The organism is Methylobacterium organophilum (assembly GCF_022179465.1).
Taxonomy (GTDB): domain Bacteria; phylum Pseudomonadota; class Alphaproteobacteria; order Rhizobiales; family Beijerinckiaceae; genus Methylobacterium; species Methylobacterium organophilum.
In genome coordinates, this window is the sequence record NZ_BPQV01000011.1 from 137,974 (window position 1) to 162,967 (window position 24,994).

The 24,994-nt window shown below is 65.8% G+C and carries 27 protein-coding genes; 17 read left to right on the plus strand and 10 right to left on the minus strand.

The window, feature by feature from the left end; all coding sequences use genetic code 11:
- Positions 1 to 73 precede the first annotated feature (73 nt).
- Entirely contained in the window at positions 74 to 316 is a 243-nt protein-coding gene (locus MFF21_RS17975) for a hypothetical protein (protein ID WP_157914074.1), read from the plus strand.
- A 30-nt stretch (positions 317 to 346) separates the two neighbouring features.
- Here the strand turns inward: MFF21_RS17975 and MFF21_RS17980 are convergent.
- Both MFF21_RS17980 and MFF21_RS17985 read right to left on the minus strand, forming a co-directional pair.
- A protein-coding gene (locus MFF21_RS17980; protein WP_096483433.1) for an IS3 family transposase occupies positions 347 to 1,488 on the minus strand; the annotation gives its coding sequence in 2 pieces (ribosomal slippage) (positions 347 to 1,221 and positions 1,221 to 1,488; 1,143 coding nt in all).
- Between the two features lie 338 nt (positions 1,489 to 1,826).
- Positions 1,827 to 2,273 (minus strand): hypothetical protein, encoded by a 447-nt coding sequence (locus MFF21_RS17985; RefSeq protein WP_096483435.1) that lies wholly within the window; start codon positions 2,271 to 2,273, stop codon positions 1,827 to 1,829.
- Positions 2,274 to 2,620: 347 nt separating this feature from the next.
- On the opposite strand from MFF21_RS17985, the gene MFF21_RS17990 reads away from it, so the two are divergent.
- The 12 genes from MFF21_RS17990 to MFF21_RS18045 all read left to right on the plus strand — a co-directional run bounded on the left by MFF21_RS17990 (position 2,621) and on the right by MFF21_RS18045 (position 11,685).
- Positions 2,621 to 2,935, plus strand: coding sequence for a hypothetical protein (locus tag MFF21_RS17990; RefSeq protein ID WP_096483437.1), 315 nt, complete (start codon positions 2,621 to 2,623; stop codon positions 2,933 to 2,935).
- An 81-nt stretch (positions 2,936 to 3,016) separates the two neighbouring features.
- Positions 3,017 to 3,532 (plus strand): DUF4189 domain-containing protein, encoded by a 516-nt coding sequence (locus MFF21_RS17995; RefSeq protein WP_096483439.1) that lies wholly within the window; start codon positions 3,017 to 3,019, stop codon positions 3,530 to 3,532.
- A 128-nt stretch (positions 3,533 to 3,660) separates the two neighbouring features.
- On the plus strand, positions 3,661 to 4,089 hold the full coding sequence (locus tag MFF21_RS18000) for a hypothetical protein (RefSeq protein WP_162296246.1): 429 nt from the start codon (positions 3,661 to 3,663) through the stop codon (positions 4,087 to 4,089).
- Entirely contained in the window at positions 4,086 to 4,544 is a 459-nt protein-coding gene (locus MFF21_RS18005) for a M23 family metallopeptidase (RefSeq protein WP_157914076.1), read from the plus strand. Before MFF21_RS18000 ends, MFF21_RS18005 begins: the two co-directional genes overlap by 4 nt.
- A 116-nt stretch (positions 4,545 to 4,660) precedes the next feature.
- Positions 4,661 to 5,152, plus strand: coding sequence for a hypothetical protein (locus MFF21_RS18010; protein ID WP_096483443.1), 492 nt, complete (start codon positions 4,661 to 4,663; stop codon positions 5,150 to 5,152).
- 89 nt (positions 5,153 to 5,241) lie between these two features.
- Complete coding sequence (locus MFF21_RS18015) at positions 5,242 to 5,781, plus strand: hypothetical protein (RefSeq protein WP_096483445.1); 540 nt, start codon at positions 5,242 to 5,244, stop codon at positions 5,779 to 5,781.
- Positions 5,782 to 5,799: 18 nt separating this feature from the next.
- The gene (locus MFF21_RS18020) at positions 5,800 to 8,067 is read left to right on the plus strand and encodes a hypothetical protein (RefSeq protein WP_157914078.1); all 2,268 of its coding nucleotides are present in this window, start codon (positions 5,800 to 5,802) and stop codon (positions 8,065 to 8,067) included.
- Between the two features lie 109 nt (positions 8,068 to 8,176).
- Positions 8,177 to 8,638 carry a hypothetical protein gene (locus MFF21_RS18025; RefSeq protein ID WP_096483449.1) on the plus strand — a complete coding sequence of 154 codons (462 nt, stop codon included), beginning with the start codon at positions 8,177 to 8,179 and terminating at the stop codon, positions 8,636 to 8,638.
- Positions 8,639 to 8,671: 33 nt separating this feature from the next.
- Complete coding sequence (locus MFF21_RS18030) at positions 8,672 to 9,241, plus strand: hypothetical protein (protein WP_096483451.1); 570 nt, start codon at positions 8,672 to 8,674, stop codon at positions 9,239 to 9,241.
- Positions 9,242 to 9,379: 138 nt separating this feature from the next.
- Positions 9,380 to 10,480 carry a hypothetical protein gene (locus tag MFF21_RS18035; RefSeq protein WP_096483453.1) on the plus strand — a complete coding sequence of 367 codons (1,101 nt, stop codon included), beginning with the start codon at positions 9,380 to 9,382 and terminating at the stop codon, positions 10,478 to 10,480.
- A gap of 76 nt (positions 10,481 to 10,556) precedes the next feature.
- A complete protein-coding gene (locus MFF21_RS18040; RefSeq protein ID WP_157914079.1) occupies positions 10,557 to 11,015 on the plus strand; it encodes a hypothetical protein in 459 nt (152 codons plus the stop codon).
- On the plus strand, positions 10,990 to 11,685 hold the full coding sequence (locus MFF21_RS18045) for a hypothetical protein (RefSeq protein WP_157914081.1): 696 nt from the start codon (positions 10,990 to 10,992) through the stop codon (positions 11,683 to 11,685). The genes MFF21_RS18040 and MFF21_RS18045 overlap by 26 nt, the downstream gene beginning before the upstream one ends.
- On the opposite strand, the gene MFF21_RS18050 is transcribed toward MFF21_RS18045, so the two are convergent.
- From MFF21_RS18050 to MFF21_RS18065, 4 genes are all read right to left on the minus strand, one after another.
- A complete protein-coding gene (locus tag MFF21_RS18050; RefSeq protein WP_096483458.1) occupies positions 11,682 to 12,434 on the minus strand; it encodes a hypothetical protein in 753 nt (250 codons plus the stop codon). The two genes, MFF21_RS18045 and MFF21_RS18050, sit on opposite strands and share 4 nt — an antisense overlap.
- A gap of 191 nt (positions 12,435 to 12,625) precedes the next feature.
- The gene (locus MFF21_RS18055; RefSeq protein ID WP_096483460.1) at positions 12,626 to 13,075 is read right to left on the minus strand and encodes a hypothetical protein; all 450 of its coding nucleotides are present in this window, start codon (positions 13,073 to 13,075) and stop codon (positions 12,626 to 12,628) included.
- 224 nt (positions 13,076 to 13,299) lie between these two features.
- Positions 13,300 to 13,926, minus strand: a complete 627-nt coding sequence (locus MFF21_RS18060; RefSeq protein ID WP_096483462.1) for a tyrosine-type recombinase/integrase — start codon at positions 13,924 to 13,926, stop codon at positions 13,300 to 13,302.
- Between the two features lie 408 nt (positions 13,927 to 14,334).
- On the minus strand, positions 14,335 to 15,207 hold the full coding sequence (locus MFF21_RS18065; RefSeq protein WP_157914084.1) for a S1 family peptidase: 873 nt from the start codon (positions 15,205 to 15,207) through the stop codon (positions 14,335 to 14,337).
- On the opposite strand from MFF21_RS18065, the gene MFF21_RS18070 reads away from it, so the two are divergent.
- From MFF21_RS18070 to MFF21_RS18080, 3 genes are all read left to right on the plus strand, one after another.
- The gene (locus MFF21_RS18070) at positions 15,187 to 16,116 is read left to right on the plus strand and encodes a dCTP deaminase domain-containing protein (RefSeq protein WP_157914086.1); all 930 of its coding nucleotides are present in this window, start codon (positions 15,187 to 15,189) and stop codon (positions 16,114 to 16,116) included. The genes MFF21_RS18065 and MFF21_RS18070 overlap by 21 nt on opposite strands.
- Positions 16,085 to 17,074, plus strand: a complete 990-nt coding sequence (locus MFF21_RS18075; RefSeq protein ID WP_096483469.1) for an oxidoreductase — start codon at positions 16,085 to 16,087, stop codon at positions 17,072 to 17,074. Before MFF21_RS18070 ends, MFF21_RS18075 begins: the two co-directional genes overlap by 32 nt.
- A gap of 180 nt (positions 17,075 to 17,254) precedes the next feature.
- Positions 17,255 to 18,454, plus strand: coding sequence for an IS256 family transposase (locus MFF21_RS18080; RefSeq protein ID WP_096483471.1), 1,200 nt, complete (start codon positions 17,255 to 17,257; stop codon positions 18,452 to 18,454).
- A 238-nt stretch (positions 18,455 to 18,692) separates the two neighbouring features.
- Here MFF21_RS18080 and MFF21_RS18085 read toward each other — a convergent pair whose 3' ends face one another.
- From MFF21_RS18085 to MFF21_RS18100, 4 genes are all read right to left on the minus strand, one after another.
- Positions 18,693 to 19,136 carry a tyrosine-type recombinase/integrase gene (locus tag MFF21_RS18085; protein ID WP_373325046.1) on the minus strand — a complete coding sequence of 148 codons (444 nt, stop codon included), beginning with the start codon at positions 19,134 to 19,136 and terminating at the stop codon, positions 18,693 to 18,695.
- Positions 19,137 to 19,238: 102 nt separating this feature from the next.
- Entirely contained in the window at positions 19,239 to 20,741 is a 1,503-nt protein-coding gene (locus MFF21_RS18090) for an argonaute/piwi family protein (RefSeq protein WP_096483473.1), read from the minus strand.
- Complete coding sequence (locus MFF21_RS18095) at positions 20,704 to 22,572, minus strand: putative DNA binding domain-containing protein (RefSeq protein WP_096483475.1); 1,869 nt, start codon at positions 22,570 to 22,572, stop codon at positions 20,704 to 20,706. The genes MFF21_RS18090 and MFF21_RS18095 overlap by 38 nt, the downstream gene beginning before the upstream one ends.
- A gap of 168 nt (positions 22,573 to 22,740) precedes the next feature.
- Positions 22,741 to 23,271, minus strand: a complete 531-nt coding sequence (locus tag MFF21_RS18100; protein ID WP_096483477.1) for an SIR2 family protein — start codon at positions 23,269 to 23,271, stop codon at positions 22,741 to 22,743.
- A 334-nt stretch (positions 23,272 to 23,605) separates the two neighbouring features.
- On the opposite strand from MFF21_RS18100, the gene MFF21_RS18105 reads away from it, so the two are divergent.
- Complete coding sequence (locus MFF21_RS18105; RefSeq protein WP_096483479.1) at positions 23,606 to 24,979, plus strand: IS1182 family transposase; 1,374 nt, start codon at positions 23,606 to 23,608, stop codon at positions 24,977 to 24,979.
- The last annotated feature ends 15 nt before the right edge of the window (positions 24,980 to 24,994 follow it).

Sequence of the window (24,994 nt, forward strand, 5' to 3'; positions counted from 1 at the left end):
GCTGCCTCCAGATCACCCGCTAACTATCTGAAAACGCTCACCCGCGAAGTGAGGCGTGCTGGGGATGTGCTACATGCTCGTGCGCCATCGCGCAACGGTCAGTCGCCTCGATGCCGAACCGTCGTTAACAACCTGCTCACCTGAAGGACATGCCCGAGTCCTCAGCCTCACGATCTCGCAGCAGAGCTGTCAGGCGGGCAACTTCGGACGAGAGCCGCTCGTTTTCGGACCTGCGCTCCCGGTTAGCGAGGCTCATTTTTTTGATCGTGCCGACCGCATTCTCAATGATGCGATCCTTGTCCGCCAACTGACCTGACCGGTATTTTAGACCGAGCCGAGTGAGAGGCTACTGCATGGCCGCGGCCATGGGTAGCCGGTAGGCCAGATCCGGGAAGCTGACGGGTGCAGGCGGCCGATAACCTAAGGATGAGTGCGGCCGAACGCGGTTGTATGTGTTCTGCCATAGACTGATCATGACCTGCGCCTCTCTCAGTGAGTAGAAGATCTCCTGGTACAGGCACTCGTCGCGCAGCTTGCCGTTGAAGCTCTCGCAATATCCGTTCTCCCACGGCGAGCCCGGTGCGATGTACTGGATCTGCGGCCCCGTCTCGGCGACCCACTTGCGGAGTGCCTTCGAGATCATCTCAGGGCCGTTGTCGCAGCGGATGTGCTCGGGGATGCCGTGCAAGCACATGGCGTCGGCCAACGCCTCGATCACACCCACGCTGTTGATGCGCCGAGCCACCTTCAGCGTCAGACACGCCCGGCTGTGCTCGTCGATCAACGTCAGGATCCGTAGACTCCGCCCGTCGTGGGTCTGGCCCTGGACGAAGTCGAAGCTCCAGACGTGGTTGCGGTGGAGCGGACGCAGCCGCACGCACGAGCCGTCGTTGAGCCAGAGGCGGCTGCGCGGTCGATGCTTCTGCGGGACCTTCAGCCCCTCGCGACGCCAGATACGCTGAACCCGATCTTTGCCTACCTGCCAGCCAGCCGCCTGCAGCAGCGCGGTGACGCGGCGGTAGCCATAGCGCCCGTACTCGGATGCTAAGCCAATAATGGCGCGGGTCAGCCCATCCTCATCGGCCGGCACAGTGGGCACGTAGCGTTGCGTGCCACGGTGCTGACCGACGATCCGGCAGGCGTGACGCTCCGAGAGACGGTACTTCTCCCGGATGCCGTCAACCGCCTGCCGGCGTCGTTCGGGGGCTACAAGTTTCCCGAGGCGACGTCCGCCAGCACCTGCTTCTCAAGGGACAGGTCCGCCACGAGCCGCCGCAATCGAGCGTTCTCGCGCTCCAGATCCTTCATCTTCCTGGCCTGATCGACTTGGAGGCCGCCGTACTCCTTGCGCCAGCGGTAATAGCTCTGCTCGGAGATCTCCGCCTCCTTGCACGCCAGCGCCAAACTCTTGCCCTGTGCCGTCTGCACGTCAATCTGGCGCAGCTTCAGCACAACCTGCTCCGCACTCGTCTTCTGACCTCGTCGCATGTCCGACTCCTCCGGTCCTGGCTGATCCTCTCAATCAGCCCGGTCCAAAGCCAGCCGGTCAGGTCACGCTGACGTCCTCAGCGAGGGGGACATCCCACCCGTCGACATCGACGCATGCCTTCGAAACGGTACGGCTCGGGCGGCCCTCCAACGTCAGCACGACGACATCATAGTGGCGACGGGGCTGAAGGCTCAGCCGATCCTATTCATCGGCGGCGAGAGGAGCGAGGAGGCCGATGCTCTTCCCGCGGACGAACTGCGCTGGCTCATCCTCGCCCAGCTGCCGCCGGCGAGGCGCGTCGGATCGCGCGGCCCAACGCCATAGATCGAAGGTCCGGTCACGATGCTCTGCCGGCCGGCCACCGCCCATCGTAGATCCGCTCCACAAAGAGCCTCCACGTCACGAAGAAGCATAGGAAGCCGGTGAAGAGCATGAGACAGCCGAAGACGATGCCCGGCCAGACCATCACCACGCTTGCGACGGTCGCTGCGAGCTCATGAGCGAGCCAGGACGCGGCGAAGCCGACATCCTGCACAATGTCCCAGTGGTTCTGCGGCGGCCGCGGCTCCGGGAAATCCCGCACGAGCCACGCGACGGAGGGATGATAGGGGGCGCCGGGCTTCAGCCACGGTTCCGGGAAGAGGAAGTCGGTCGCCGCCCTGGCGATCCAGAGGCCCGCCGCCATCGAGATCGCGCCGCAGACGATGAACAGCAGGTTCCCGGACCGGCCGAGTTCCTTCTGCGCGGCGGGGGGCTCAGCCCCAGGGTTCTGCTGAAGATCCATGACGTTCTCCTTCGCGCTGATGATGTCCTGTACCGGGTGGCCCGTGGCGACCGCTGATCTGTTTTCCGAATATACAGCTTTGATCGCTCGGCGACGATTGCGCCTGCTTGCGCTGGGTTGCGGTTCGCCGTGAGACAGGATTCGCGAGGAAGGGGTGGCCGCATCCTCTTTGACGCCGCCATGCTCTTTGCCCGCGCCCGCTGAGGCGGCTCGCCAACGGCAAGGCCCGGCAACCGGAAGCAATCGACAGATGCCGGCCCGGTGGCAAAAGTAAACGAGATCTTCTTCGATCGGCCGAGGGACCCATGTCGATCAACATACCGAGACATCCACGACTCGGCCGGTCGTTGGCGCGAGCCGGACTGGCGCTGTGCCTCCTCTGCGCGGCGACGGCGGCCCGGAGCGCGGTGCTGCGCCTGAACGGCGCGGGCGGCCTGTCCTGCCGCGTGCTGGCCTCCCCCGCCAAGGCGCGTCTGCCGGAGGGGCGCGCCGCGCTGCAACGGAGCTTCGGCTACCTCACCGGCCGCGTCCAGTCGGGCGCCGGAGAGCCTCACCAGCGCTTCGCGGGCCCGGACGGCATCGCCGCCGCGATCATCGCCTATTGCCGGGCGCACCCGAAGCGGCAGGTCGCCGACGCCGCGGCGGATTTCTTCGGGCCTTGACGGCCTCTCCTCCGGTTCGACGCGGCATCGTGCGGGCCAGTCGATCGCTTGGTATTTCAGGTTCTCACAGGGGGTATCGCGATGTCCATGATCACCCGGTTTTGCCTCGCGAGCGCTGCCGTCGCTGCGGCGCTTCTGCTGGCCTTCCCGGCCGCGGCCCAGAACAATCGGTGCTCGGTGATGTGCAACGGCATCGACAACCAATGCTACAGGTCCTGCGCCGGATCGAATGACGGCCTCTCGCCCTTTGGAGCGGCGCCCGGCAGCGGTCCCGGCCGGTCAGGTGGCGGCTATGGCGCCATCGCGATCTCCGACAGCGACAAGGGCTCCCTGCGATGGGGAACATCCTATGATTACGAATCTCGCGGGCGCGCGGAAGCCGCGGCGATGCGAAACTGCATCGCCGGAGGGCTTCCGGGCTGCCGGGTGCGGCTCTGGTTCTCCAACGCCTGCGCCGCCCTCGTGACCGCCGGCAAAGGCCATTGGTGGGCATCTTGGCGCGGTTCGCTTGCGGCCGCACGCCGTGCGGCACTGGCGGAGTGCGGGCAGGACGGTGAGAGCCGCTGCAGGGTGAGCGAGGCCTTCTGCTCGTCCTGAGCAAACCTTTCTCTTGATCGGCACAGGGCCGGTAATGCCGAGCAACCGCCCGCAATTCCCTCGACCTGTTCATCGTGATCGCAATCGGCCCGCGTGCGATCGGCACGCCCGTCCGCCAGGAGCGTTCGATGCGACACTGTTTCGCCTATGCCTTCCTCATAGTCTCGACACTCGGCTTTCTGGCCTTGCCTGCCGGCGCCGAGCCCCGCGCGCCGCTAGCCGCCGGCGGCTGCTGGATGGTGCTGCCCAAGGGCGAGAAGCCCGAACGCGGCAACGCCGCCGAAGTCTTGTGCCTCCGCCGGAACGGCTATGGCCGTGTCCGCGAAAGCTCCTTCTACGGCGATGTCGCCGGCTGCGGCCGGGTGACCTACCGCACGAGCAACGGCCCGACCCTGGTCGAGATCGACTTCAGCGCCTGCACCAACGGCGCGCCGAACCACAGCCTGCTTTGCGCGAGCGGCTCCGGGCGCAACCCTGTGCCCTGTCTCCAGAGGGTGCCCGGCGACGACGAGCCGGTGGAGATGGAGCTTTATCCGCTGGAAGGAGCAGGCTCGTGAGACTCGCTTCCCGTCTCGCCGCCGTGCTCGGTCCGCTGCTCCTGCAGCCTGTCGCGGGGCACGCTTCCGATTGCCCGGAGGGCGTGGCCCGACCGCGTCCGGTGAAGGCCCCGATCGAACACCGGTTCGGGCACCGCCTGCATCCCGTCATCGGCATGGCGGTCTTCCAGCCGAACATGGTCTTCCGCACGCTCAGCGGCCAGGCCGTCGTGACGGTGCGAGCCGGCCGGGTCGAGCCCGTCGAAGCCACGCGGATCGGCCGCTTCGTGCGGATCCGGCAGCGCGACGGCAGCGAGCTGCGCTACGGGCCGCTGTCGCAGCTCCGCGTCCGTGCCGGGCGCTGCGTCGCGGCGGGCGCCAGGCTGGGCTGGACGACCTCGTCCCCGTTTACGCTCGCCCTGCGCCGAAACGAGGCATGGATCGATCCCGCGCCCCTGTTGGGAGGGGGCCGTTGACCAACGTGTCGCTGGAGCGGCTCACCGCAAGAGGGGGCAATCGACGTCAAGCGGGCGCAATGGTGCGAACGGCTCGGCCGGGGGAAGAAGACAGCGAGTCTTGTTCGAGGCCCGCCATGCCGACACGCCGCTTCCTGTTGTCCCTGCTGAGCCTGCCGCTGCTGTCCTCGGTTTCCGTGGCGGAGGTGCCATGCAACCCGCACGGCGGGGCGTTGATCGTCCGGCCGCGCCGGCCGGCGCAGCCGCTCTCGGCGCAGCTCGATGCGCTGGGTCCGCTGGTCCATGACGCCGCGCTTGGCCTCGCTTTGCAGCGGGCCTGGCGCTGCTTCACGCCGGAGGAGGCCGTGCGAATGCGCTCGACGCTCGCCTGGGCGCGGGACGCACTGTCCCGCCCCGGCTTTAGCGAGGCCAGTCCGGCGCTGCTGAGGGCACCCCGGCGGCGCGGCAGGCGAGCGGCCGCGCGGCTGGTCGCGATGGGCACCGACAGCGACGAGGCACGCGCCATGCAGGCCTCGTTGCGGTATGTTTTTGCGAGGGACAAGCTTGGGGGGACGGGCGCCCGTCGGATCTGTGATGGCGATCGCTCGATCAGGGGGATCTCACGATGACAGAGCAGACTGTTGCCGAAGGCGGCGGGACCTTCAGGGATGCTTTCGGCGGTTCGCTCAAGCGGCCCACCAAGCCTTTGAAAATCGCGATGTTCGTCGCAATCGGCGCCTTCGCCGCCGTCGCGGCGATGTATCTCATGTTCGTGTTCGTGCCGCAAAACGGGCTCCCGGCGATCCGCGACTGGTGGGCCGGGCTCGGAACACGATCCCTGCGCGGCGAATCCGCCGCCTTCTCTTCGATCGTGATGGGCGCGGTCGCGACGATTGTCGTCGCCTCCTTCGCAACCTTCACGCTGACGGAGGCCATTGCGGATCTGCGCAAGGAGAGGCCGTTGCGGAGCCTCGGCCGGGAGCTCGTCGTCATTCGCGAGCTGACGGAAGAAGGCGTCGGCTATCGGGAGGGCGACATCCGGACGGTGCACGTGCCCTGGGTGCAGGTGCAGGAGCTGCGCTCGATGGATCTGCCGGCCTTCGAGGGCAGGCTCTTCTTCGTCATCGAGCTGAAGAGCCCGATCCACGAACGCGGCCGTCTCGTCTTCTGGGACGGGCAGGATCGTCACAACAGCATCGCCGGGCGTCTCCGCGAGCGCCTGGCGGCGTATCGCGCGGCGCAAGCCGCTGCCGGCTGAAGAGAAGGAGGGGCACCGATGCAAACATTGCGTGATTTTCCTTTCTTCGTCCTGTGCGGTTCGACCCAAGACGATTATGTCCACCTGCCGGCGTTCGGGCGCTTCGAACGGATCGAGTGGCCGATGTTTTCCCGGGGAGACTTCACCCGGCCGCCTCGCTACATCGGGCTTCTCGACCTCGACGGCCCGCCGCCGCTGGCTCATCTCGAAGCGGATGTTTGGGCCGTTGTCCGGATCGATCGGGATGATCCTTGCGAACAGGAGACGCGGGAGGATGGGTCGGTCGTACCCGGCGTGGTGCGCTTCGCCTCCGGCTTCGTGCTGTTTCGCGGCCCGAAACGGATCGCGCTGAGCATCTTCTCCGCCTGCAACGCCGGCATGCCCCTGAAGACGCCGCTATCGGCCTTGCAGGATGACTCCGGCGTCGCCTTCGCCGGCGACTACGGCGCGGCGATCGCCGGCGACGAAGGTTTTGCCCGCGCCGGCGCCTACGGCATCGCCCAGGCCGGGGTGCCGGAGCAATGGGCCAGCCTGGACCTGCATGGGCGGCCCAAATGGGATGGATACAACTCCTTCGGCCTGGCGCTGGCGGGCGTAGATGGCTCGGCCTTCTGCGGCACCGAGGGTCTTGCCGTGGCAGAGAGCCGCGGCCGGGTGCGCGCGGCAGGTCTTGGCGTGGCGATCGGCCGAGGCACTCTCGGCGAACGCTGTGTCGTCGAGACGGGTTATAAAGGCGTCGCCATCTCGCAGGCTGCGAACGGGTACCTGACCGCTGGCAAAGGGTCCGTCGCAGTGGCCACCGGCAGCAGCCGCTGGTTCGAGATCGGCCACGGGGGGATCGGCGTCTCACGCAGGCATGTGGAGGTGCTGGACATCGGCGACGAGGCCGTCGTGATCGCGCCTGAACTCGGGGAAGAGACCCTGCTCCGTCTGGGCCGGGACGCGACACTGATCTGCCGTCAGCAGTCGTTCCCCTTGCGGTCCGGTGTTGTCCGCGTGTTCACGACCTGCGGCGGCGAGCTTCAGCCTGGCGTCTACGCGCATTCGAAAGGCTGTCTTGAAATGCGTTTCGCCGAAGAGCTCAAGCCTCACTTCGTGCTCTTCGAGGAATCACTGGAAGAGCCGGAGGAGAGCGCTCCCACGGCCCCGGCTCCCGCCTTCCCATCCGGCGTGCTGTGGTGGGAGGCCGCGCACAGCCACGATCCGAAGGCCGATATCGTGGCGGAGCCGATGCTGCGGGAGCAGATCATCGTTCTGTGCTCCAACATCCCGGCAGCCGAGCTCGAGGCGGGGCGACAGGAGGGTAAGGAGTGGCTCGGCGCCTTGTGGGGTCGCGGCGAGCTGCCCGTAAGCGATGGGGCGCCTTGTTGTCTGGTCCGGGTCGAGGGGGAGCACACGCCCGCACAGCAGCGCGGCGGGCCGATCGGCTTCCGGAGAGGAGCGGCGCTTTATCGTGGCACCTTGCGGGGAGCGGTCGCCGCCTTGCGCGCCCTCGGCGAGGACACGGTGCTTGACGGCAGCATCGCTTTGGCGGGGCATGGGGGCGTCGCGCGCGTACCGTCGCGCATGCAGTCCATGCCGCTGCCTCCAGCACATCCCGAAGACACGCACGAACGCTCCTACTTCACTCCGTACGACGTCCTGCGCGGTGACCGGGCCATCGGGCGCAACCCCACGCTGGCGATCGCAGGCGACGAGGGTTTTGCGATCTGCGACGGCGAGGCGCATGCGGGCAGGCGCGGCGTCGCCTGCGTCTCTGGCCTCGGCGTCGCCCGGGCGGGATTTCTTGGGATCGCCCTTTGCGAAAACGGCCGCGCGATCGCCGGCGACTTCGGCATTTCCATGTGCCGCCTGGTCAAAGGCCTCGGTGACGAAAGCTATCCGATCAGAGGGGGACAGGCTGTCGCGGGCTTATTCGGCATCGCCTTCGCGGATCTGCCCGGTTCCGACGTGATCGCCAGCGACTATGGCATCGCTATACTCCGGGATGCCGGACGGGCCCGGACGGGGAGCTTCGGTGTGGCGATCGGCATCGGTTCGGACCAGGCCGATGTCCAGGGCGGCGCCGACGCCGTCGTCGTCTCACGCGAGGGGCGTGTCAGCGGGGGAGAAGGTGCGCTGCTGGTCGTCTGGGATGCCGGCACAAAGCGATGGATCCACGCCATGGTCGGCCGGGACGGCATCGAGCGCGGCGTCGCCTATGTCGCCCGCAACGGCCGGTTCGAGCCCTGGACCAGCACCATCGTGACGGAGGTCCGCCGCAAGCGCCGACGATGGCTGCACTGAGCGCCGGCATCCATCGGCAAGGCCGGGCAAGTTCGCGCAATATCGCGGCCGGCGGGTCGCGGCTATCCCTTCGTCCATCGGATCACCCCGACGGAACGGAGTCTGAGCCATGAAGAAACACCTCGCCCTCGCCGCCGTGGTCCTGCTCGCCGCGACAGGCGCGCAGGCTCAGCAGAGCCAGCAGAAGATCGCCGTCAAGAACCGCGACATGATCGTCGCCATCACGAGCGAGCAGCTGGAGGACAAGATCGTCGGCAAGCCCGAGATCTTCCAGCGGCGCAACATCGCCTACGCCATCGGCATGACGCGCAGCCTGCACCGGGCCTGCACCATCCTCTCGGCCGAGGACAGCGCGCGGCTGGAGCGGCTCGAGCGGGCCTACCGGACGAGGAAGGCAAGCAACGAGATCGACGCGGCGATGCAGGCCATGGTGCTGGGCGAACTCGACAACGGCGCCTCCGACACGGCCGCCCTGCTCGGCCGCTACGACTGCGCTGCGCTGGAGCGCGCCAAGCTGACCGGCCCGCTGCTCGCCTTCTGGAACAAATATCTCCCCCGGCTCGCCGGCTGAGCCGCCGCATGCAGCAAGCACGAGGAGGTCTCGATGTCGCTTCGCTTTCCTCGATCCTTCGTTGCGGCGCTGATCGCCGCGGCGGGCCTGCTCGCGGCCCACGCGGCCTCGGCGCAGACCGCGCCCGCGCCGCGCCTCGAAGCCCAGCGTCTGGCCAATGCGCAGTTCGAGACGTTTCGGACCCGCTGCGGCAAGGGCTATGTCGTCGCCGCCGACGTCACGCCGCCGCCGCGGGGCGGCTTCACCGCCACACTGGGGACGCCTGCGCCCGGAGCCTCCTCCGGCCATACGCTCTATGTCGCCTATGCCGATGTCCGCCTCGACGGGCGCGAGATCACGACCGATATCGACCGTCGCAATGGGATCGCCTGGCGCGGAACGCTGGCCTACAGCGCCGCCGCTCTGCGCCAGATCTCGGTCGGCCATGACGGGACCAGAGGCGCCTGGAGCCCGTGGCAGCCCGCCGGACCGATCTATACGGTGACGCTGGAGCTCAAGAACGGGAGCTGGTCGAGCCGCGGGCAAGAGATGTCGCTTCTGGGTGCGCTGGGGCGCTACGCCAAGCTGAGGCGTCCGGCCTGTGCAGAGATTCCAGCAGGCTGATCCGGCGATGGCGGCGGCTTTCGCACCGCGAAGATCGGCCGATCCCGCTTTCCGGCGGAGCCAACCATAAGATAATCTCGAAACCGAGGCGCGCGGCGGTGATGTCTCGCCCGTTGCCCGACGAATGCGGGGGATGACATGGACGAACCAAGCGTCGCCTTCAGTGTCGAGGGCAAAACCTTTCGCAGACCGATCGGCGTGTTTTCCATCCTCGGCGTCTGCGCTCTCGCGGGCGCCATTCTCTGCCTGTTGCAACTCGTGACCAGGCCTTTGACGCTGTCGAACGCCGTGCCGCTGCTCTTCGGCGGCGTCGGAGGACTGATCGGGCTCGCGGCAGGCCTCGGTTTTACCGCCATGCATCTCAACGCATGGCGGGCCGGGCGTGATCCGGATGCCACCGCAAGGCGGATCACGCCTCTCGTCGTCACGGCCGGCGGGATCTTCATCGACCCCTATCCCTATGCCGGTCCCGGACCTCTGGGAGCGCGCCGCCGCCGCTTCGTGCCCTTGCGGGACGTCGCCGCGATCGGGCCGGTCAAGGAAACGGGCCTGTTTCCCGTGACGGTGGCGGAGAAGGACGGGGTTCAGAAGACCGTCTACGAAATCCCCGAACAGGCGCGCGGCGAGGCCGGTGCGACGCCGTACGCCACGCTCCTCGCCGCTCGGCAGCGCTATCTGGCCGGGCTTTCATCCGCGGCCCGGGCCGCGACGGGGACGTTCCTCGTTCCGGTCGTAAGGGCGGCGCCGCCGATCTGGCGCGTGCTCGGTGGCGGCGTGCTGCTCGCGGGCGCGGCCGTCTTCGCTCTCCTGCTGACCGCGACAGCCGCGGCGACGAAGAGCGCCAATCTCGACCTCAAGGCCTTTCTCACGCTTCTGGGCTGGAGCGCGATTATCGCGTTCGTCGCCCTTGCGATCGTCGCCGCCGCGATCGGGGCCTGGCGCGCCCGAGGCCAGCAGATCGCCTGGCCCGTCGCGACGATCGAGGCGGACGGCTTCACCGCCACCGCCCTGCCGAATGCGGCAGGCGACCTCTTCGGCGATCTTGAAGGCCGCAGCGGCCGCGTCGCCTGGCCTGAGGTTCGAAGCATAGGGCCGCCGCTCCCCGGCGAAAACGACTTTACCGTCGACATCGGCGAGCGCCACCCACTGCGTCTGCCGGCCTCGGCCAGAGCTGAAGACGGGCGGACGCTTCATCCGGCGCTCGCCGAGGCATGGCGATCATCGCGCTCGGAAAGCTGAGGTCGAGGCGGAACAGCTCTTCGCCGCCTCGGCTCGCGCCGCCGCGCCATCCGGATCGGACACCAGGAACGCCACTATGAACGCCACGATGACGGAGCCCATCGACGGAACGCGCATCGTCTTCAGCATGGAGGCCAGGCCCATTCGCGCGATCAGCCGGCTCTTCCTGGCGATGGGCACTCTCTTCGTCGTTAGTGGAACCCAGATGGGATGGGTGGCGCTGAGCCAAGCGAGCGCCCCCGGATCTGAGACGACATTCTTGCTGGGGTTTGCGGCGATCGCTCTTGCGGCAGGCCTGGCGCAGATTGCGGTCTATCTGTCCATGCGTCGCAAGGCCCGCAGCGCCGATCCTTCCGTGCGGCGGATCACGCCGCTCACCGTCACCGCCGAAGGGCTGATCCATGACGCGCATCTGCATGCGGGTGATCGGATTCTTTTGGGGGAACCGGCCGCCCCACTTCATCGCCTGGCGCGACCTCGTCGGGATCGGCGAGGTGGGGAAGGACGGGATGTTCGCGCTTCGCTGCACGGATGAGCGCGGTCAGCCCTGTTCCCGCGACGTCCCGGAGTGCGCCCGGGGCCCGGGCGGAGAGACGCCCCATGCCACGCTGGTCGCCGCCCTCGCCGGATATTGCGCGGGCCTCCCGGCCGCATCGCTTTCTACCGTCGGCACCTTTGTCGCGACGGTGGTCCGGACGAAGCCGCCGATCCGGCGCACGGTCTTCGGCGCGGTGCTTGCGATCGCCGCCGTCGGCTTCGCCGCGTGGCTGCTTCTGGAGAAACCGGCCGACCGCCGAGAATGGCGGACGATCTATTATGCTGCTGTCGTCAGCGCACTTTTCGCGTTCTTCTTTCTGCGCGGCGTCTTCAAGGGATGGCGCGCGCAGGGCCAGCAGATCTCCTGGCCGGCCGTGGTCATTCGGCCCGAAGGTTTCGTGACGAAGGCCTTGCCGGATCCGGCCGGCAACGACAACGGCGATCTCGAAGAGGAAGGCCACAACGTCACCTGGCAACAGGTGCGGAACATCGAGCCGCCGATTGCAGACGAGGACAGCTTCGCCGTCGATGTCGGCTGGCGCCAGCCGCTGCGCCTGCCGACCTCGGCGAGGTCGGAGGATGGCCGCACCCTTTACCCGGCCCTCCTCGAAGCGTGGCAGGCCTGGCGCGATTCTGCCGAACTAAGAGACGGGCCTGGGCCTGCTTAAATGAAGCCGACCGGGGCGCCGAGCCGCGTGGGCGGCCATTTGAGATCGAACATCAGGAACATGGCCGTCTGGACGGCATTCGGGAAATCCCCGACCGACCCGCCGGCCGCCGGGCAAGGCAACTCGCCGATGGCGGGATCGTCGAGCGAGCGCAGCAGGGCAAGGCAGGCGAGGACGAGCGTATGAGCCGGCAGGGCCACGCCGAGCTCGTAAAGCAGAGTCGCATCGGCGCGCTCGCGCGCCCGATCGACCAGCTCGCGCAGCATCGGTTGCGGCGTCCAGACCTGATCCACAAGACCTCGCCGCAACTCCGGATCGCTCCAGTCGAGCCGAGGGGCGAGGGTCAGCAGAAGCGAGCCGGGCGATGGGCCCGGCTCGGCGATGTCCCTCGGCCGGGCGAAATCGGCCCAGTCCAGGCCGAGCGTGGGGAACAGCCGCTCCGGCAATCCGGAGACGCGGGCCCCCCGCCAGGCATCCGGAACTCGGCCGAAGGCAATCATATGCAGCGCGCCGAGGAGAAGCTGCGAGGGGCTCCGACGATGCTCCTGACAGGCCTCGCGAAACCGATCGGAATGTTCCGCGCGCTCATGGAGCGCCCCGAACGAAGCCGGCGCCTCGGGCCAATCCTCGCCGCGCAGAGCAGCCTGCAAGCCCGACGATCGCCAATCGAGAACGGAGGCGAGCGCGATGATGTCCGGCCCGAGGGGTGGATCGTATGGCTCCGGTGGGTAAAGGTCCGGCGCCGGCATGCCCGTCGGCCTCGGTTGCCGAAGGCCTGGGACGATGGCATGCAACCGGTCGAGCCAATCACTCCAAACGCTCATCGCCGCCTCCTTGAGCGGCCATCATGCCGTGCCGGTGCCGGCCCAGGCAATTGATGCCGATTGCATCGCATTGCGATCGGCATCCTGCCCTGCGCGATCGATCATGACCCTGTGCGCTATGGCCTTCGGATCGGCTCCGGCTGCTGTGAGTGGACGGCGCTCTGTTCTCTGATTGCCGTCGGGCCTTGCTCGGACCCGGGATCAATGATCGTGACGCTGACGCAGACCAACAGGAAGACCAGGATGATATTGGCGCCGCCGATCACCGATGCGAGCCGCCTCGCACCCCGCGCCCGAACGATGCCGATTGCCGCAACACCACAAAGAAGCGCCATAGAAGTGTACTGGCCGGTTATCATCCATCCTCGGATTTCCGTGCCGGCCGCATGATGGTCGATCATGAAGGGGCCCGAGAGGATCATAAGACCCCAGGGTATGATCATGAACGACAGTGCGCCCAAACGACGGCGGACTTCTGACCCACTCGGAAAGGAGCGGACGACGAGCACAGCAATCACAACGGATACCGATGCGACCAACGCGAGAAGCGGGATCAAATTGAGCATCGGAAGCTCTCTCCTTGCTGTCCTCGGCGCGCCGGCCGGCCCCAGTTTCACGAAAGAAATTAGTGCATCGAAAAGTGGTGCGGAATTGCTCGGCATTGCACCGGAACCCAGTCGCCGCGCCGCTGTCACCACGGATCTGTTGCTCAAGCAGATTCACTCCAACGGGCTCGTTGAGCACGAAGGCGCGCCCAGCGGCTGCGTGAGCCCTGCCGCCAGGCGCCTCTTCAAAGGTCGGTCTGTTCAGAGAGAATCAAGGCGTCGTCGACCTCGATGCCGAGGTATCTGACCGTGCTCTCCAACTTCGAATGGCCGAGCAGGAGCTGGCATGCTCGCAAGTTGCCGGTCCGCTTATAGATCAGCGCGACTTTGGTCCGTCTCAGGCTATGGGTCCCATACAGAGCGGGGTCGAGCCCGATCAGCGAAACCCAGTCGTCGAGCAGGCGCCCATATTGGCGGGTGGTGACGTGATCGCCTTTATGGCTCCGGCTAGGAAAGAGCCAGTCAGCATCGCCGGATGGTCGACGCCTGAGCCAAGCGGTCAAGGCCTCCCGCGTCGGGTCGGTCAGCTCGAAGGGCACTGGCCGACCTGTTTTCTGCTGGATGATCGAGGTCCGCAGTCTGACCGTGCCGCCCAGCACCACATCGCTGATCCGCAAGCGAACGAGATCGCAGCCTCGCAACTTGCTGTCGATCGCCAGATTGAACATGGCGAGGTCTCGTACGCGCTGATCATGCTGCAGTCGCGTTCGGATCGCCCAGATATGACGAGGTTTCAGCGGCGGCTTGGGCCCGATAAGGCGACCCGCGTTCCAGGCGGGACGCTGGTCACGTTGATGATGTTCGATCGGCATAGCGTGTCCTCCTTTGGAGGCCGCATCCGGATTGATATTATCACGAATGATGTTGAGCTGCGCTGCGCCACGAGCGGACTTCGACGCACCGCCCGGAAGCGGACGTTCACTTGTAAGGCTACCTTCCGGTGTCGACCCTTCTCGGGCGTGCGGAAGGTCTGCTTACCAGCGGTCCGATTGGCCCTGAAAGATCGGGGCTGTCCGGAAGCCGCTGATCCGTTTCGGAGTGGGCAAAATGGCGAAGTGGACATTCTGCGCGGTTCAGAGGAATGCCCCAGATGATCCGTGGCTGAACTTCAGAAGGTCCGGTTGCGCCGCGCCTGGGAATCGCAGGGGCAACGGAGGCCGCGCCACTTCGGATCCACGTGGTCGATCACCCGGGAGCGCACTGCGCCTCGTGCCGAGACATCAAGCGTTTGGCGGAAAAGGATTGTGACCCCGCTCTCCGGAACTAAGCAGTCGCTCCACGAAAGAGACTGGGAACGCCCTGCCGAGCCGTAGCTCCTGCAAGCTCCTCTCTCCGATCGCGCCCGCGTAAATCGCAAGCAGTTCGAGTTCAACTTCCTGGCCGACTGGCATGAGAGGCTCGCCGAGGGACGGCATACTTCCCGTCGAGCGACGATAGACAGGCGACCCGGACATACCGGGTACGCCCGGCGCGTCGAGCAGGATCCAGGGCCGTCCGCTCGCCAGCGATCCTGGTTCGGATGCGATCATCGCCCCTTTCCATATGGGCGAGTTCGCGTGCACGCCGAGCATGAAAGGATGACCGATGAGCACGACATCGGTGCCGGGCTGCAAGGGTGCGGACGAGTTTCTGGCGAAGGTCTGCGTGAGCGGCAGGGGAAACCGCGGGGCCTCAAACAGCCTGACGAGTGCTAGGTCGAGACCGCCTTCGCGGTCGCCCTCGATCCAAACCGGTCCCTCGATATCGTAAAGCGCCACCTCCATCTGCTGACGACCGGAGCCACGCGGGTCCTCAACGGTGAAGCGAAGCCAGCTCGGGCTTTGGGGCTTTCCGCCGATCAAAGCGCCCGGTTCGTCGGGTCTCCGGCCGGTCACGACGTGCCAGTTCGTCACCAGCCAACGTGTGGCCGCTGGCCCCGCGTAGAGGAACCCGGTAGCGAAGCCGAATGCCGTCGGCCCACTGGGCGTTTCCACGATACTTTCGACGAAGACGCTGCAACAGGATGCGGGCGATGGGCTCATAATGGCGTGTAGCGCTGCGTCGGCGAACCAGGAAGCCCAGGAGCGGATTTGATGAAGGTGCTCGCGGATCACGAGATCGAGGCTGCCATCGTGCGCGGCGAACTCATCCTCGACGCGCTGGCGGGCGGATGCAGGGGCGCCTGCTACGAGCTTCGAATGGGCAACGTCTACTACGACTTGACCGACGGGGGCAGGCGGTTGGAGGTTGACCCGGGTGGCGACGCGCTGATCGAGCCCGGGCATCGGGTCGTCTTGATTACGCACGAGAGGCTCTCGCTCGGCACGAACATCTTCGCGCGCATCGTCAGCAAGGGGGCCCTCTTCAGCATCGGACTGAGCGCCGTCGCCACCTACGCCGACCCGGGCTTTCACGGACGTCTGGGAATCGTGACGCAAAACATCAGCGATAAGTACATCCTGCTGCCGGCGTTCGAACCGATCGCAAAAGTGGACTTCACGGTGCTGGAAACCGCGGCCAGCCATCCCTACCGGGGCCAGCATGGCTACGAAACCCAGATCTGGCCTATCCGGCATCAGCTGCAGAAGACCAGGGAGCAACTACGTGGCGATCCTCGGCTGGGCCCCGTCGAGGCGCCCCCGCCTGCCGAGCAAATCGCGTCACCCACGTCACTCGGTGAGCTTGGGCGCCGCCAGATCGCGGCGGATCGCGCCCACGGCTTTCCCGTGGACGCACCTGATGACGAGATGCGACGAGCTCAGCTCGCCAATGACCTAGTCGGACTCATCGGTGAGGTTGGCGAATTTGCGAACCTCCTGAAGAAGGTTCATCTGGGCAGCACGCGACCGGGCTACGGGGCGCCGAGCCTCGTCGAGGCGACGCCAGAGCTGCGCCTCGAACTCGCGGACGCACAAATATACATGCTGCGGCTCGCTCATTTGCTGCGCGTCGACCTGACCGAGGCGGTGTTGGAGAAGATGCGGACGAACGATGAGCGGTACGGACATCTCGACCAACAGTAGAAGGACGTTCCTGCTCGGGCTCAACACCGGCTTCGTAACCGACGGGGTGCCGGACAGGCGGATGGTCGACTTCTACGGTGCCCGCAGCTCACCGCAGCTATCGTGCGCCATCGTCGGAAACGTTGTGATACCGTCCGGTCATGCGAGCAACGCGGTGACGCCGCGGATCTCCAACGATCCGATCTGGCGCACGCTGGCGGCCGCCGTCACTGTGCGCGGAACGAGCCCGGGCATCCAACTGGCGACGGCATGGGAGGACTATGCGGGAGCCATCAGCTTCCGACCCAAGAGCTGGAGCGAAACGATCGCGCGCAGTCGCGAGATCGCAGCGACGGTGACGAGTTCCCGCTTGCAGAAGCTCTTCAACGACCTGCGGGAGGGCACCGAGCTCGCGGCCGAGGCGGGGTTCCGGCACGTACAGCTTCACGCTGCGCACGGCTACCTGTTCAGTCTGCTGGTTGACGACAGGATCTACGATGGAGCCAGCGACAGCCTCGCCCTCGTTGCACGATGGGCCGAGGAGAGTCGCGCCGCCGGCCTAGAAACCTCACTTCGTATCTCGCTGCGCACCGGCGACACATTGTTCGACCAGGATGGCACTGAGCGCTTCCAGGACCGGGCAAGCGCGTCACCGGTCGAGCTGATTGACTTGTCCTCGGGGTTCTACAACATCGACAAGCGCCTGATCTATCCGAGCATCGCCGCGACGCTGGCGCAGCGGTGGTGCGAGAGCGCCGCAGTCGCCGCACGTCATCCGTCGCGGAACTTCATCCTCTCGGGACGGGCGTCGGCCTCAGTTATGACCTTGCCCGACAACGTTCACCTCGGCCTGTGTCGCGACCTCATCGCAAACCCGAACTTCCTTGACGATCCGGCAAGGGGGTGCGCGAACTCGGGCAAGTGCCACTATTATTCCCGCGGTGCTGCGCACGTGACATGCCCACAATGGGGCGACTGAACGCGATGGCCGCGCCACTCGGTCGCGTCCCTTGGAGTGGTGTCGCTCGACGGTAGCGAGGGAGGCCGCCTGCACGCATTCGACAGCGCTGTATCAGGTGGGCTCTCTCGCGGGGTGGTCATCGGCGGTTGCCGGGTAGGGTCGGGTTGCGAGTGCCAACCCCGAACCGAGAGACCCCCGATGACCGACGCGATGATGAGCCTGCGCGGCGTGCTGGAGAAGAGCGCCGACGCGGATCTGCTGCGGGAGATGATCGGCTTTGCGGCCGAGCGGTTGATGGAACTGGAGGTGGGCGGCCTGACGGGTGCCGCCCACGGCGAGAAGAGCGCCGAGCGTCTGGTCCAGCGCAACGGCTATCGCGACCGGGACTGGCAGACCCGCGCCGGGACGGTCGAACTGCGCATCCCCAAGCTGAGGAAGGGCTCATACTTCCCCGGCTTCCTTGAGCCGCGCCGGATGGCGGAGAAGGCGCTCACCGCGGTGATCCAGGAGGCCTACATCCAAGGCATCTCGACCCGCTCCGTGGACGACCTCGTCCAGGCGATGGGCGGCACCGGCGTGTCGAAGAGCCAGGTCAGCCGCCTGTGCCAGGAGATCGACGAGCGCGTGAACGCCTTCCTCGACCGTCCCATCGAGGGGGAGTGGCCCTACCTCTGGATCGACGCGACCTACGTGACGGTCAGAAGCGAGGGGCGCATCGTCTCGGTCGCCGTCATCGTGGCGGTGGGCGTGAACACCGACGCGCGGCGTGAGGTGCTCGGCATGGACATCGGCCCGTCCGAGGCAGAGACGTTCTGGACAGCGTTCCTGCGCAAGCTCGCCCGGCGCGGCCTGCGCGGGGTCAAGTTGGTGATCTCGGACGCCCACGAGGGCATCAAGGCCTCGGTGGCCAAAGTCATGAATGCGACCTGGCAGCGCTGCCGCGTCCACTTCATGAGGAACGTGCTCGCCCACGCCGGGCGCAGCGGGCGGCGCGTCGTGTCGGCCTTCATCGCCACCGCCTTCACCCAGGACGATGCGGAGGCGGCCAAGGCACAGTGGCGGCGGGTGGCCGACCAGATCCGGCCCAAGGTGCCCAAGCTCGCCGCCCCGCTGGACGCTGCCGAGCCCGACGTGCTGGCCTACATGAGCTTCCCGGTCGCCCATCGGGTCAAGCTACACTCCACGAACCCCCTGGAGCGCCTCAACGGCGAGATCAAGCGCCGCACCGAGGTGGTGGGCATCTTCCCCAACGAAGCCGCCATCACCCGCCTCGTCGGCGCGATCCTCCTCGAACAAAATGACGAGTGGGCCGTTCAGCGATCCCGCTACATCACCCTGGAAAGCATCGCCCCGATCGGCGATGATCCCCTCGTCAGCTTGCCGACCCTGGCAGCCTGATCGTCCCGGCCCAAGCCGGTGACCGTGGTGGCTTCGTCAAAGCTACACCACACCAGGGGACACGACCCGCCACTCCGCCAAGTGTCCGCTATGAGGTGGCGACTGAAGCCGATTGAACGACCGCAGCGGGCCAAAGCCGAATGTCGGCTTTCCGGCGGCAACTCAATGAAGGCTCAGCACCCTTCTCGGACGGTGGGGGGCTGGGTGCGGCGGCCCGCGCAGGCCGCCGCGGTAATGATCAGATGTCGGTCTGCTCCGACATTACGAGCGCATCGTCCGCCTCGATGCCGAGATAGCGCACCGTGCTTTCCAGTTTCGTATGGCCCAGCAGCAGCTGACAAGCTCGCAGGTTGCCGGTCCGCCGGTAGATCAGCGCCACCTTCGTCCGGCGCAGGCTATGCGTGCCGTAGCCCGCCGGGTCGAGCCCGATCAACGTGACCCACTCGTCGACCAGGCGGCCGTACTGGCGCGTCGTCAGGTGCTCGCCCGGGCGGCTGCGGCTCGGAAACAGCCAATCGCTGGCTCGAAGGCCCCGCAGCTTCAGCCACGCCGCCAGCGTCTCACGGGTGGTCTCGGTCAGCTCGAACGGCACGGGCCGTCCGGTCTTCTGCTGGACGATGGTGGTGCGCAGGCGGATGCCTGCCCTCATTGGCGGCGGCGAAGGCGCCGCGACCCTCGACACCTGGCACGAAGAGCCACCCCTTCGCCCGCACCGCCGCGAGCACACCCGTTAGGCTTCAATCGAGCGAGGCTCACTGCATCCAGCAGATAGTCTCGATGCCGGTCAGGTGTAGAATTTGTAAGAGGGATTTGGGTGCTGGTTGTCAGATAGTTCGGTCATGAGCATTCCGACCTTGCGGGCGAACGAAAGGGTGATAGGTGCCCGGGACATTCCGTCGGTCGAGTTCCAGTTCATCTTGGTCAAGGCGAGGATTTCGACCGCGCGCTGGCGCATGTCGGTTTCGCCGACTGCGCCGATCTGAATGGGCGCGGGGATGTGCGGTCCGGGATACTCGTTCCACCACTCGACATAGCCGCTGGTGAATAGAAAGTGGTCATCGCCGACCGTGCACAGCGTGCCGCGAGCAGGCTCCTGCGTCCCCTTCTTAACGAGACGAAAAGACGTGCTGCGGATCCAGATCAGGTCGCAAGCAGGCACCTTTTTCGACGCCGCGCGCTGGAAGCCTTCTTCCTCCTCGGGTGCGTAGGCGGAGCTCTTGTGGATGACGACCCGACTCGGCAGCACGCCGGCGCGCGCCTCGTAGGCGCTGAGCACGTCCTCTAGAAGCCCCTCAGCCTGCTCTTGCGTAAGATAAGGTTGCTTGTTGCGCCGCTGATCTTTCGGGATCGTTGCTCCCTTGAGCGCGAAGGGTTCGACTTCTGTCGAGAACGCCTGCGCGACACTCGCGTAGACGAGATTGTCAGCGCCGCGCTTCATGTGGTGAAACGAGACACCGACGAAGCAGATGTTCGGCGGCAGGTCTGCCGGGCGCCACGGCAACCCACCGGCCTTGTAGTAGAGTGTGGTGGCGATGTTCCAAGCCCTGGTTGCGAAGCTCTGACCCTTGTCGTCGGGCCGATCGATGCTGTCACGCCGGAGGACCTGCAGGGGCACCGGACCTACATGCGTCATCTGCCGCGCCTTGAGCGCTCGGTAGAAGGTCCGAAACAGCAGGTCGTCGGCGCGCGTGCGCAGGTCCTCGGCGGCTTCGAGCTCCTCGGGCGTCGGCGCGAACAGCGCCAGCTGATCGGCCTCTTCCTCCTGGCGCAGAACTTCCAATGCGCGTCGTTCCCTCGCGGTTAGCCCAGGATTGCTGATCCGAAGATCGGCGACGTCAGGCGCGAGGCAGACGATGATGCAGTCGGGCTGCACGTCTCCGAACAAGCCGGAAATCTTGCTGTCGAAAAGGTCGAGCAGCTCGTCGAAGCCTTCCTTATCGCCGCGTTGCCGGGCGAGTTCGTACCGCGCTTGGTCGACTGGACGCAGGAACCTGGGTTCGATGATGAAACGGCAGCCCAGCACTCGTTCGGCGCCCAGCCAGTCGCGGTAGCGACGCGAATTACCCTCCTTTGCCGGGAGGTAACCGTTCAGCCGCTCCAGCCAAGCGCTCGCAGCCGTGACATCGGCCTCAGCGCCGACGATGCCGAGGCGGATTTCAGCGACACGCTTGTTATCGACGGGCCCCGCATCCGACAGCAAACGCCGCGGCTCGATGCCGGTCTTGCCGTCGCCAAAGGCGAGCTTGGGCTCAGGCAGCCTTTGTATGCGAACGCTGATCGGCTGCACCGCCGGCCTCCTCGATAACTTCTACACTAACAAACGAGCCGCCGAGAATCAGATCCTCGACATGCTGCTGCCCAAGGTTGATCGTCTGCGCGCCCTGACTCAGGAACCTGCCCCAGAAGGTCAGATCGTTGTCGACGTTCTGATTTCGGTCGAGCTTCATGCGCCGGGTCGCCTTCGCTGTCCGGGCGAAGGAGGGCAGCGGCTTTTTCGCGTCGCGTCCGGTGAACATGTAGAAGGGCTTGATCCTGACGCCCCAAACCCCAGCCATCTGGATCACCTCGAAACCGAACCCCTCGTTCTCGAACCACGCCTTGTAGCCGTCCGGTCCGCGTTGTTTCACGACCCATCGTTGGATGTTCTTGCGGGCGGGAGAGTCGTAGACGTAGCAGCGGGCGCCGCCAGCGTTGCCCTCGAAGTAGGCGCGACGCCCTCGCTTCTTGCCTTCCTCGATGACCAGCCCGCGCAAACCGAACCCGCGCAGATGACGCTCGAAGTGCTTTCGCAACAGCCAGGACAGCACCCGCCGACGATCGGGATCCGCTTCGATCTCGCTTCGTCGCCAGGCTCGGCCGGCACCCTGATGAGCGTATGAACCGAACACGGCGTGAAGGATCGGGAGAGGTGCGAAGCTCCAGATGTACTCGTCGCCCTGGACGATGAACGTGCCGGCCTCATTGATCGGCAGCTCCGTCGGCCGCGCTCGCCAGGGTCCGGTCAGCTTCACGACCGCGACAGTGTCGGGGATGCTGACGAAGGGGATGAAGTTCAGGACGTAGACTTCAGTCGGGCGTTCATCCCGTGCCACGGACTTTGATCCGGCCGACGCAATGGGCTGCTTGATCAACGCTGTGAAGCGCGCGCCCGGCGCGTCGTTTGTGAACTCGGCGCCGCCGCCATGGTCGGCCAGCATTTGCTCGACATCGACGAGACCCGTGCCCGCACGCTCCATCGCTCGGATGCCGAAGAAGATGTCGCAGAGCGCGCGATTTCGCAGGCCGCTGACCTCGACGCGAGGCTTGAAGCGGCCGCCGTTATCGACTTCGAGCTGGGCGATGACCGAATCCGGCAGCCCCCCGGGGTTCGAGAAGCGCACGCTCTCGCCGGACGATACCGCGATGATGGCGGGATCGCTCCGGCTGTAGTCGCGGTGCACGAGCATGTTGACGAGCAATTCGACGAGCGCCCGTTCAGGGTAGGCTGGCCGTTCGTCGTGCGTCGTGCGCTTCTTGACCTTGAGGGTTGGGTTCGCGTCCCTCTGGCCTAGCCATTCAATCAGGTCGCGATGCTGCGCGATAAGATTGCCCTCGAAGACGCGACGCTTCTTTCCGCCAATGGATGTCGAAATCACGGCATGCGGAAACCAGCGTTGGGGCTCCCGGCCGAACAGAAGCACGCAGCCCGCAGTCGGCACTTCGCGGCCATCGCACTGAACGAGGAGACCCTGTTCTTTCAGCAGGCCGGGTAGCGTGTCGTGCATAACCGGGGGCCGCCCGAGCTTCTCGCAATATTCCTTCAGCGTTGCGATCATCAAGTCATGGTCGAGGTCCGCCACGGTGGCGTCCGGGACGACCTGGTCGTCGAACGCGGAAGTGGCTGCGCCGTCGCCCTTTGCCGTCGCGTGAAGATAGCGATCCTCGGCTTTGAGACCTCGCGCGAGTTGATCCATCAGTTCGTCGAAGCCCTCGATCTCGTAGGGCTCGAAGTTGCTGCCGATCCGCCTCTTGAGCGCCTCGACGTTGGGGTGAAGGGTCTCGCCTTTACGGATACACCAGTAAACGCCGTTCTTGAAGTTGTTGGTTTGCGCGCCCCCGTCGCCGAGGAAGTGCTCCATGATTGATGGTTCGGAGCCTCGGTATCCGATCACCACCAGTGGGCTATCCGCGACTAGCGGGAGGAGCTTGCTTACCAGCTCAGCATCGAGTTTCTGGACCTCGTCGACGAGGTTCTGATCGGAGTACTGCTCGGCACGCCCGTGTAGCCACACAATCTGAGCTTTGGCCTAGAGGCTGAACTCGTTGAGGTCGCCGGCTCGCCGGTTCACTTCTGCGATGTGCCCGATGTGCTGCCGAACCGCTCCGAGTGCGGTCGGCAAGCAGGTGTCGAAGTTTGTAGTCAAGACGGTCGAGACAAGCCCTTTGACGATGAGCTCCGCTAAGCGATGATAGCCCTTGCCGATGCCGTTTGTAGGCTGGATCAAGTCGAGCAAGAGCTGTTTGCGATATTCGGCTGGTTTCAGCAGGTTTTGGACAACGAGGGGAAAGTTCTCGGCCAGCCGGTCATCGCCTTTGAGGAACCACGGCTGTCCGTGCAACCAGGTCTGCCATTCGGTAAGCCGGACCTGCTCCGGTGGGACGGAACCGCCGAGAATCTGTTCGGCGTACACCCTCTTCGCCAGCCGCTTCACGCTCTCGGCAGCGGTGGGCACGCCGGAGCCGAAGCTCGCGCCAGCCCCCAGAAGCAGCACGGGGCGTGCGCTGTTGGTCGCGCGAAAGATGCGCGTCAACGTACGGATGGCATCTTGCTGCGACATCAGCCCTCCAGAGTCCCGAGCGGATAGCGGAGTGTGTCGACGTTCGCCAGAACAATACAAGAACTAACTTCGCTTTTCCAGTGATAAGAATAAAGCCCGCGGAGCGGTTGTCGCGACCGGCGCATTCGCTGCACCAGCGGGAGTCCGCTCTGACCGGCGCCTCCCGATCGGTGCGTGCCGTATGGCTTTTCAACAGATTCTTTCGTTGACGGTGAACGGGAGGCCCTAAAGCGGACGCGGTGAATGTCGGCTACGGGTCGATAGTGTTGAAAAAGGCGTCGTTGCTGCTGGCTTGAAGTAGTGATTCACTCCTTCCGAGCGGAGGGTGACGCGAATGATGGGCGATCGGGTCACGGTTCAGGACGCGTTGTTCTACGAGTTCAGCCTCGAACGGCATGTTCCGGCGAAGCACCTTCTTCGAGTGATTGATCGCTTCGTCGATTTGTCTGGCATCCGGCAGCATCTTGCCCCGCACTACAGCTCAATCGGCCGCCCTTCGATCGATCCCGAACTTCTGATCCGCATGCTGATCGTCGGCTACTGCTTCGGCATCCGCTCCGAGCGCCGGCTGTGCGAGGAGGTGCATCTCAACCTCGCCTATCGCTGGTTCTGCCGCCTCGGCCTCGAAGGCGACGTGCCCGATCATTCCACCTTCTCCAAGACCCGCCACGGCCGTTTCCGCGACGCCGACCTCCTGCGAGAGCTCTTCGAGACGGTCGTGCGGCGCTGCATGGCAGAAGGGTTGGTGGGCGGCGAGGGCTTCGCTGTCGATGCCAGCCTGATCGTGGCCGACGCCCAGCGCCAGCGGGGCGTGAAGTCGGGCGAGGATCTCGATCCGACGGCGCGGCGGGCGGTGGCCGAATATCTTGCGACGCTCGACGACGCTGCTTTCGGCGCGGCGACGCCGGTGGAACCGAAGTTCGTTTCGCCGGTCGATCCGGCGGCCCGCTGGACCGCCTCCTGGGGAGGGCCGGCCGTCTTCGCCTACTGCACCAACTACTTGGTCGACGTCGAGAATGCGATCATCGTCGACGTAGAGCCCTCGACCGCGGTGAGGCAGGCGGAGGTCGGGGCGGCCAAGACGATGATCGCGCGCGTCCATGACGATCTCGGCCTCTGGCCCGAGCGGCTGATCGCCGACACCGGCTACGGATCGGCCGAGATGCTGGACTGGCTCGTGCACGAACGCGGGATCGAGCCGCACATCCCGGTCTTCGACAAATCCCAGCGCAAGGACGGGACCTTCTCACGCGCGGACTTCGCCTATGACCATGGCAGCGACAGCTACACCTGTCCGGACGGCAGGCAGCTCAAGCTCTACCGCCGCCGTTTTGCCGCCCCGCGCGATGGGATTAATCAGGACAACACGCTGCGCTATCGGGCCAGCCAAGCCGACTGCCGAGCCTGCGCCCTGAAGGCGCAGTGCTGTCCGAACGCGCTGGCTCGCAAGGTAACGCGTTCGCTCTTCGAAGGCGCACGCGATATGGCGCGGGCGATTGCCGAAACCGACGCCTACCGAACGTCGCGAAGGCAGCGAAAGAAGGTCGAGATGCTATTTGCGCATCTCAAGCGGATCCTGAAGCTCGACCGGTTGCGACTACGAGGGCCCAATGGTGCCCGCGACGAGTTCCACTTGGCAGCCACGGCGCAGAACTTGAGGAAGATGGCCAAGCTCTACGCCGCCAAGCAGCCGATCCCAGCCAGCTGAGAGCCGAGCGAGCAC